This window comes from Desulfosarcina sp., from assembly GCF_033791525.1.
GTDB lineage: Bacteria > Desulfobacterota > Desulfobacteria > Desulfobacterales > Desulfosarcinaceae > Desulfosarcina.
This window is the reverse complement of sequence record NZ_JASJGN010000437.1, coordinates 1-7,828: the sequence shown is the minus strand read 5'-3', so window position 1 is coordinate 7,828 and position 7,828 is coordinate 1. Positions and strand designations below refer to the sequence as shown.

Below are 7,828 nucleotides of genomic sequence, written 5' to 3'. Positions count from 1 at the left end.
CTTCCATGGCCGGGCTTGACTGGCTGCGGGAAAAGAGAGCTCTGGACGAAGAACTGGTGGCCATCGTGGAAACCGATGCCTGCTGCGTGGACGCCATCCAGGTGGTCACCGGTTGCACGTTCGGCAAAGGCAACCTCATTTACCGGGACTACGGGAAGATGGGCTTTACCTTTTTCAACCGCCGCACGGGCCAGGGGGTGCGGCTGGCCATGAAGCCTGACGCCTTCCGGGCCAACGGACGGCAGATCGAGTTGTTCGGGAAAACGCGTGACGGCAGCATCACGGAGGCGGAAACGGCCGAATTAAAACAATTAGGCATGCAGCGGACCGCCGAGGTGCTGGACACCCGCGTCGGCGACTTGTTCAGCATGACTCCGGTTGCCGCCGGCATGCCGGACAAGGCCCGCATCGAGCCCTCCACACCCTGCTCCCGCTGCGGTGAACCCACCATGGGGTCCAAACTGGCGTCGGTGGGCGGTGTCCGGGTATGTAGGGGGTGTCTCGCCTTGTGCAATGGGCAGACCGGCGCGGGAATTCCAGAACGCTCCGGAAAAATGCCTTAATTTCGGTTCGTCCCGTTGTAAACACGTTTGCGTTCCAGCTTCAGGGCGGTGATCAGATCCTCCATGGGTTCCTTTTCTGCAAGGGTCCTCACCGCAGCGGTCGCTGTCGTTTCATCAGGGATTCCCTGCGTTCTGGCTTCTTGGATGACCTTGATGAAAAATGACCACTCGGGGGTTAAGGATCGAAACTTCAAGCCGGTGGTGGTCACCCGATTCAATTCCCTTTGCGGAAATCCGGATATGGTCCCGTATCCGAGAATTTCGGCAGCCACCACGCGCATGTCTGTGGGTGCGGAAAAGGCCGGACCGAAGAGGCGGCCCAGTTCATCTCGCGAAACCCCGATGTCCAGAAGATCCGCGATGCGTTCTACATTCACATCGTCCGCCAGCGGTTCTTTGCCGCCTGCCAGAAGGGTTTGGGCATATTGAAGCTTTTCTCCCTGAATTATAATTGCGGTCTGAATGCTTTTTAGCGGAACCCGCTTGCCCAGTCCTTCCTCTAGTTTTTCGAAAAGCGGTTCAGGGGGAAGTCCTTTCTCTTCCAGTATGACGATGGTGCACAAAATCAGTTTCAGGTCCACAACCGATTCGGAATCCCGATACCCCACCGCCAGCAGCCGATTCAAGGTTGACGGCGCCATGCCCGTCGCCTCCGCCTCCTCGACCAGCGACTCAATGACCAGGGTCGGATCGGCGTTGGCGTCGCAAAGGTCACCGATCAGGTCAGCATGGGCAACACCGACAGCCGCAGCCTGAATCGTTAACCATACGGCTGCAAGCCAAAACCGATGAGGGGATTTAAATTTTTTGACCATTGTTCCCCTTAATGAACAGGATCGAGTTCCGGTGGCCGTAATCGTCCGCTTTGGATATATCGGCATGGGGGTCCGGTGCAATCTCTTTTCCGTTCACCAGAAAGACATAGTCATGTTTTCCAGGTGGCAGGTCTACCCGGATGGTCCAACTCCCCGTTTCAGGACCCTGTACCATCTCATACCCTTTCGAGTCCCAGTGGTTGAACGTACCGATGACGGAGACCGACCGCGCCTCCGGTGCCTGGTATCGAAATACCACCGGAACATGACCGCTCACCTGGCGTGTTGTGGGCGATCGGAGGTGGCCATGGATTATTGCATTGTACATATATCCACCGCTTAGTATCAAAAAGGCGGCGGCCACCGATGCAGTCAGCGGCGACAGCGAGAAGGTCATTGGTGTCGTCATTCGCATATAGAGTTTTCTTAACCACCCCGGATGCTTAGGGCTGATGCCAGACATGATTCGTCTCGAAAGCCCGAGCGGCGGTTTAACATAGGGCTTTTCCCCAATCATCAGGCCCAATTCGTCATGGGGGCCCCAGCTTGCTTCATCATGATGTGACATCGTTAACTCCTATTGCCTGCATGAGTAGTTTACGACCCCGGTAAACCCTGACCTTTACGGAAGGAACGGAAATGCTCAGCGCGGCAGCTATCTCTTTTACGGAAAACCCTTCCCGGTAATAAAGCAACATCGGCTCACTGTATTTCAAGGGCAGCCGATCCATGGCATCGGACACCCTGACCGCCTCCATGACACAATCAAGACGTTTTACACAACTTTCCGTATCTGGGTCCGCCCACTCTTGTGTACCTGCGTCCGCGCTAAAAATATCTCGCCGGACACCCTTTTTTCGCAAATGATCTCGGCCCGCATTCACGGCAATGGTATAGAGCCATGGAAAGAATCGCTTACCGGATTTAAAGGTGTGCAGCTTCGCATAGGCCCGTTCGAATACATCCTGGGTCAGGTCCTCGGCGGTCATGGTGGTATGGGTAAGTCGCAGCATGAGGTTGTAGACGGGCGTCTGGTAGCGTTCGACCAGGATGCGAAATTCGTCGGCATCTCCATGGAGGACCGCGTCAACAATCTGTTTTTCCTCGATGGTCAAATCCATAATGCCTCTTGCAGGTTTGCCCGCCTGCGCGATCTGCCGATAAACAAGAAACGCCATCGATAGCAATGGGTCGATCCGGTTTGACCGATAAACCGCAACGCTAACTGGGCTTAATGCAATGCCTGGCAGCCGTGAAGGATATTTTTTCATGAATTCAAGCATAGTCTGGCCTTGTTTTCAAACCATCCCTGCCGATAAACTGGTTCTGCCTGACTCGACAACGGCGGGATCACCCTAAAGCCGGTTTTTGTAGTACATCAGGCTCTTGCCGGGGCCGTAAATGAATCTTTCGTGAAACACGATGCGGCCTGAATCGTCATGCATCAGATAGTCGTATTTAATGGCATATTTGACTTTTTTATAGGTGAAGCTTAGTCGGCGCACGTGAATAGTCACTGTTCGTTTCAGCGATTTCCCATCCACAAACTCGTCGAAGGTGAAGATCCGTTTCTCGCCCTTACGCCAATGACCAAGGGGGAACATAACGGCTTGTGATGAGAAGAATCGTGTCGGCAAATTCGGTCTTTCATCATAGACTTTTGCCAGACCACTGCCATCCGGGTTGATGGTAAACAACTGCCGTTTATCGCCCTTTTTGGATGGATTAATCCGTTCGTACACCTGAAGGGTTTCGCCGGTAATCGGATGTGTCCACGGCATCGGGCCGGTGATCGTCTTATCTTTGCGAGCCCCGAAAGTCGTGTTGGCAGGCGTCATGGCAAGCTGTCTCTCTCCTTTCCAGTCTGCCCCGGTCCACATCTCCACGGGGATGAACCGGGAGTCGGACGCTTTGTTGACCATCCACGGGCTGACCATCGAGGCACAACCCTGCAAGGTCACCAATCCAACGATTGCCCACAAAATTAAATACCGATTCATATTTACCTCCCTTTGCTTATAGAGGAACCGGAGCCGTTGCACCTGCTCCATCGTTTTTCTTGACCGATTGTGATGGGTGTTCCACGGATAAATCATGAAACAGAAAATCTACGACCATGCGTCCCATGTTGCCGGTTTTCATGCATTCGATGAAAGAGTGACCACAACCGGGGAGCATTTTGAAGGTAAACGGCGTGGTGAATCTAAATCGTGATGCAGATGCCGACATGGCCGCAATCCAGCGTTGGCCCCGCTCCAGACGATTGGCCCCCTGCTGGGTGTCGATTTTTTTGTTTTTATTCAAATTGTCATCCCTTATCACATCCTTTTCTCCCACCATCACCAGGGTGGGGATTTTCAGGAAGCGTGCCGGGTCAAACAGAACATCCGGCAGGCCGGCTGTTCTGCCGATGCCGCGGGGAAACGGTCGGGCCATATCGGGGAATGTGAACCAGCCCGATGCGGTGATCGCCACGCGCTTGACCTGGCGTGGATTGGCCATGGCATAGCGATGAACGAACTGACCGCCACCTGAATAACCGAACATGACGAGCTGTGAAAAATGCAGGCCAAGGGTTCGGGACACATCTATCACGATTCGTTTAAGGGCCAAGTCGGCACGGTCTCCCTTCCCGCAACGCCCCAGGCGCTGATAATCGGAAAATTGTTTTTTTGAAAACAGGGGCGCTACCAGCACCCCCCCGAATTGATTGATAAAGGGTGCAAAATGGCGGGCCTGGCTTTCGGCTCCCCGACGGATGCCATGCACGGCGATGAACAGCGGGGCCTCCGCTGCCAGTGTTTTGGAAACAAAGATGCAGTATTTGAGATCCGGATCGTCGGACACATGCCGCTTCTGGATTCTTCCACGAATCATGGTCGGGGCGGGTATGCAGCGGGCATCGCTATGCCGGCAGGCCGCAGGGTGGGGTGATGGGATTCTAAACATCATGAAAACTCCAACTGTCCGTGTTGTCCGGGGCTAACCGACCGCCCGCAGTTGTCTTTTTTCGGGTCGATGACAAGTAATTTTCCTGTTTTCAATCCGCCAGACCGCATCCACCCCATAAAGCGGTTCCTCAAGATGCGTTGCCCAAAGAACCGTTCCCGGGTAGGCTTGAATCGCATTGATGAGCAGATTGCGTGCTTCGGCATCCAAATGGGAATCCACCTCGTCCAGCAGAAGAATCCGCGGAGACCCCAACAGCGCCCGAGCCAGTGCAATCCGTTGCCGCTGGCCGGCCGACAGGTTGCGGCCTCTTTCGTGGATGTGTGTCTGCTCACCTTTTGGCAGATCACGAACCAATGCATCGATACCGCATATCTTCCAGACGTGTTCAATTTCGGCTTGCGTGCAGTCTGGACAGCGGTAGCGAATGTTCATGTACAGGCTGCCCGACAGCAGGGGAAGATCCGGCCCGACCATACCGATGGCCTTTCTGACAGAGGCGAGCCTGACGGTCGAAATGTCCTGATTGTCGATAAAGACCCGGCCACGCTGAGGCTCTATCATCCGCGCTATCAGGGAGAGCAGGGTGGATTTTCCCGCCCCATTGGGTCCGATCAAGGCGATTTTCTGTCCGGGCTCGATAGCCCCGGAAAAATTCTCCAGCACGCCACTTGCCGCCACACCCTCAAAGATCAGTTTTCCCGGGCCGGCTTTCAACTCGGGAAGATGGTCACCCTGTTTGATTCGTGTGGGAATCGTGAGAAAGGTGCTGAGCTTTTGCCTGGCAACCGAGGCTTCCTGAAAATACTCATAGATCCGACCAAGATTGCGCAATGCAGGCACCAGGAAACCCATTACCGCTATGGCGGCGGCGATGGTTCCGGGTGTGGTGTGCCCGCTGTTGACGCGGACGATACCCGTCATTAGGACGGCTGTGGTCATCGCTGCCGTTACACCGTAGTTGATGCCGCGGATGAGGCCGATTTCGCCTGCCCGGTTTACCAACGATCGGCGAAGACTCTGGCTGTGTTTGCGTACCCGATTGATTTCTTTGGCCGAACGGCCAAAAACTTGTACAACAGCCATCTGTGAAATCTTTTCATTGACGTTTGCACTCAGGCGGGACCGCCGCTTGCGGGCATCGATGGCGGCCAGCCGCAATTTCTTGCCGACCCGGGCATTCGCGGCAGTGCCGCAGGCAATGATAGCGGCTGAGACCACGCTGAGCACCCAGTCAATCTGTGATAAGACGACAAGTGTACTGGCAACGATGGCGCCGGAAACGATAATCCGGACGACACCTAAGCTCACCCAGCGTCTGATGGCGCTCAAGTCTCCGATGAATTTTAGCATCACGGCACCTTTTCGCCGTTTCTGCAATTGCTGGGGGTCTATCCGGGTAACGTGTTGAAAAAGCTGGCGCCGCAGCTTGTGGACATAACTCTGACCCAGCTCTTCGGCGATGATCCGCTCACTGCGCTGCAGCCATCCGCTCACCATCGCCGAAGCCACCATGGCTGACCCTACCAGGAGCATAACTTTCCATTGAATAGACGGATGATCCAGAAAATGATCGAATGCAAAGCGGACGATTATGGCCGTGATCAACAGGAAAGCCGATTGGGTGGCCGCATTGAGGGTCAGCCGGAAAAAGAGGCTTCGCCTGACTCCTCCAAGAAGAGTCGGCAGTTTCATCGGATGACCCTTTCATGCGTTCGGGGGATGTTGAAACGGCTCAGCCATTCACGCATGTAGACCTCGACCGTCGGACTTCGTAGCACCTTGCTGCCCAGGACGGGCAGATCGATGGCATCCTGCAGTTCCCGCATACCCAGCGGGGACCGGGTGACAATGCCGCTGACGGCGAGAATGTTGACGTCCCATGACCGCAGGCGGTCCACCCCGTAAATGCCCCCCAATGAATCCGCCGCTGCGAAAATAACACCGTCGACGTGGTGGGCAAATGTCTTGGATGCAACCAGTTTTTCGGTTTCCGCCTGGTGAAGCCCGTCGGCGATTTCAATGACAATGATGTCTGGGTCGGTCCCGGCCAGATGGCCCAGCAACGTCATGAAATTCTGCTTCACCTGAACCGGGGACAGCAGGTAGGTGGAGGGATACCCAGCGTCCAGAAAATCCATTACCCGTCGTGCACCGGCGTCCCTGTAGAACCAGGTATCCCCGCCGGCACCCGTGCCGGTTACCTTGCCGGCATTGACGGTAAGGCCTGCCCGGACCAATCCTCGTATCAGGTTGGCCGCCGTGGTTGTTTTCCCGGAATTCATCGAGCTTCCCACCACGGCGATGACCGGTGGGCGATTTTTGATCAGTTGGGTTGCGGTCAGTGCAAAATCCTGCAGATTGACGACCTTACCCTCATTGTTGGTCAAAAGGCCCACCGGCGATAGATCCGTTGGGTTTTTGACGGCCTCGTGCTTGAAAATCATCTGCGATGCGACGCCTCCCGCTGCCACCAGGTGACAGATGCCCAGACAGTCCGGTACGATGGCTTCAAACTGATCCGGGGCATATCTGTTCCCATAGGCCACGACCACTTCATCGCCAGGAAAAAGGTGGGCCCTGCGGCCGTCGGGCAATTCAAGGCGTTTGTGTTGACCGATTCGGCGCACTTTTGCCAACACCAGATCCCCGGCCCGGGGCGTCACGTTCCTGTCGGTCAGACACCACGACGCATCTTTGGGAATGCGTCGGGTGGTATAGGCCCACTTGGCGTTGACTATACGATCTCTGTATCCTTTTCTACCTTTGAATTCGATGACGTTGTCGCCCATGATCCCACCTTTTTGATATTTTTTTTATCAATACCAACACTGTTGTTGGGGTGCAGTATGTATTCACTCTATCACGATATACGCACCGGGTCGGATTCGGTTACAAACCTTTTGAAAATCATTCCGGTGGAGATGAAATCCTTTAGGAATCCAGTCTCAGAGAACTGCCGAAAGGAATCAATTAACCCGTTTTGGTTGTCTTTTTTTGTGGTTTCGGTCTATCTCCGGTGTTGCCCATCAACCCACATGAAACGGCCGGCGTGTCCGGTGTCCGAACCCAGAATCCGGTGCATTCTCAGGTCAATTTATTTTGGTGGCCCTGAATGGCGATCATTTTGCGGAAGGGGTATAACTGTCGGATGAAATCGGGGGCGCATGTTACGACAACCTCGACCGACCGAAGTCGCTTCAATGGTTGTTATTCGATGATGGGTTTAGTATATTCATGTTTCCCGCATGGGTGAGCCTTCACCCACCGACAGCTTGATGAGCGTGAACGGCCAGTTTTCGGATAGGTTAACCAGATGGTAAGCAATCGCGACTATTATCCCATTCTCCTGGCTGAAGACGATCCCATCTCACGGCGGTTGTTTGAGAGAATCCTGGTCAAAGAGGGGTTTTCGGTGACCACGGTGGAAAACGGACGCAAAGCGCTTGAACTGTCTCGCCAGCAGTTTTTTCCTATCGTGCTGACGGACTGGAAGATACC

Annotated in this window: 9 protein-coding genes; 2 read left to right on the top strand and 7 right to left on the bottom strand. The window is 54.6% G+C overall.

All coding sequences use genetic code 11. The features are described 5' to 3' along the window. Positions 1-563, top strand: a 563-nt coding sequence (locus QNK41_RS20810; RefSeq protein WP_319261100.1) for an FmdE family protein, incomplete at its 5' end; no start/stop codon positions are given. Here QNK41_RS20810 and QNK41_RS20805 read toward each other — a convergent pair. From QNK41_RS20805 to QNK41_RS20775, 7 genes are all read right to left on the bottom strand, one after another. After that, positions 560-1,378, bottom strand: coding sequence for a hypothetical protein (locus QNK41_RS20805; protein ID WP_319261098.1), 819 nt, complete (start codon positions 1,376-1,378; stop codon positions 560-562). The genes QNK41_RS20810 and QNK41_RS20805 overlap by 4 nt on opposite strands. Beyond that, positions 1,362-1,946 carry a glycogen-binding domain-containing protein gene (locus QNK41_RS20800; RefSeq protein WP_319261095.1) on the bottom strand — a complete coding sequence of 195 codons (585 nt, stop codon included), beginning with the start codon at positions 1,944-1,946 and terminating at the stop codon, positions 1,362-1,364. Before QNK41_RS20800 ends, QNK41_RS20805 begins: the two co-directional genes overlap by 17 nt. Further along, a complete protein-coding gene (locus tag QNK41_RS20795) occupies positions 1,933-2,499 on the bottom strand; it encodes an RNA polymerase sigma factor (protein WP_319261093.1) in 567 nt (188 codons plus the stop codon). Before QNK41_RS20795 ends, QNK41_RS20800 begins: the two co-directional genes overlap by 14 nt. A 234-nt stretch (positions 2,500-2,733) precedes the next feature. Next, positions 2,734-3,378: a hypothetical protein gene (locus tag QNK41_RS20790; protein WP_319261090.1), complete on the bottom strand. Its 645-nt coding sequence runs from the start codon at positions 3,376-3,378 to the stop codon at positions 2,734-2,736. 16 nt (positions 3,379-3,394) lie between these two features. Next, positions 3,395-4,330, bottom strand: a complete 936-nt coding sequence (locus tag QNK41_RS20785; RefSeq protein WP_319261087.1) for a hypothetical protein — start codon at positions 4,328-4,330, stop codon at positions 3,395-3,397. 30 nt (positions 4,331-4,360) lie between these two features. Next, a complete protein-coding gene (locus QNK41_RS20780; RefSeq protein ID WP_319261084.1) occupies positions 4,361-6,022 on the bottom strand; it encodes an ABC transporter ATP-binding protein in 1,662 nt (553 codons plus the stop codon). After that, positions 6,019-7,119, bottom strand: a complete 1,101-nt coding sequence (locus QNK41_RS20775; RefSeq protein WP_319261080.1) for a hypothetical protein — start codon at positions 7,117-7,119, stop codon at positions 6,019-6,021. Before QNK41_RS20775 ends, QNK41_RS20780 begins: the two co-directional genes overlap by 4 nt. A 524-nt stretch (positions 7,120-7,643) precedes the next feature. On the opposite strand from QNK41_RS20775, the gene QNK41_RS20770 reads away from it, so the two are divergent. Then, positions 7,644-7,828 (top strand): response regulator (locus QNK41_RS20770; RefSeq protein WP_319261077.1); only part of this gene is annotated, 185 nt, incomplete at its 3' end.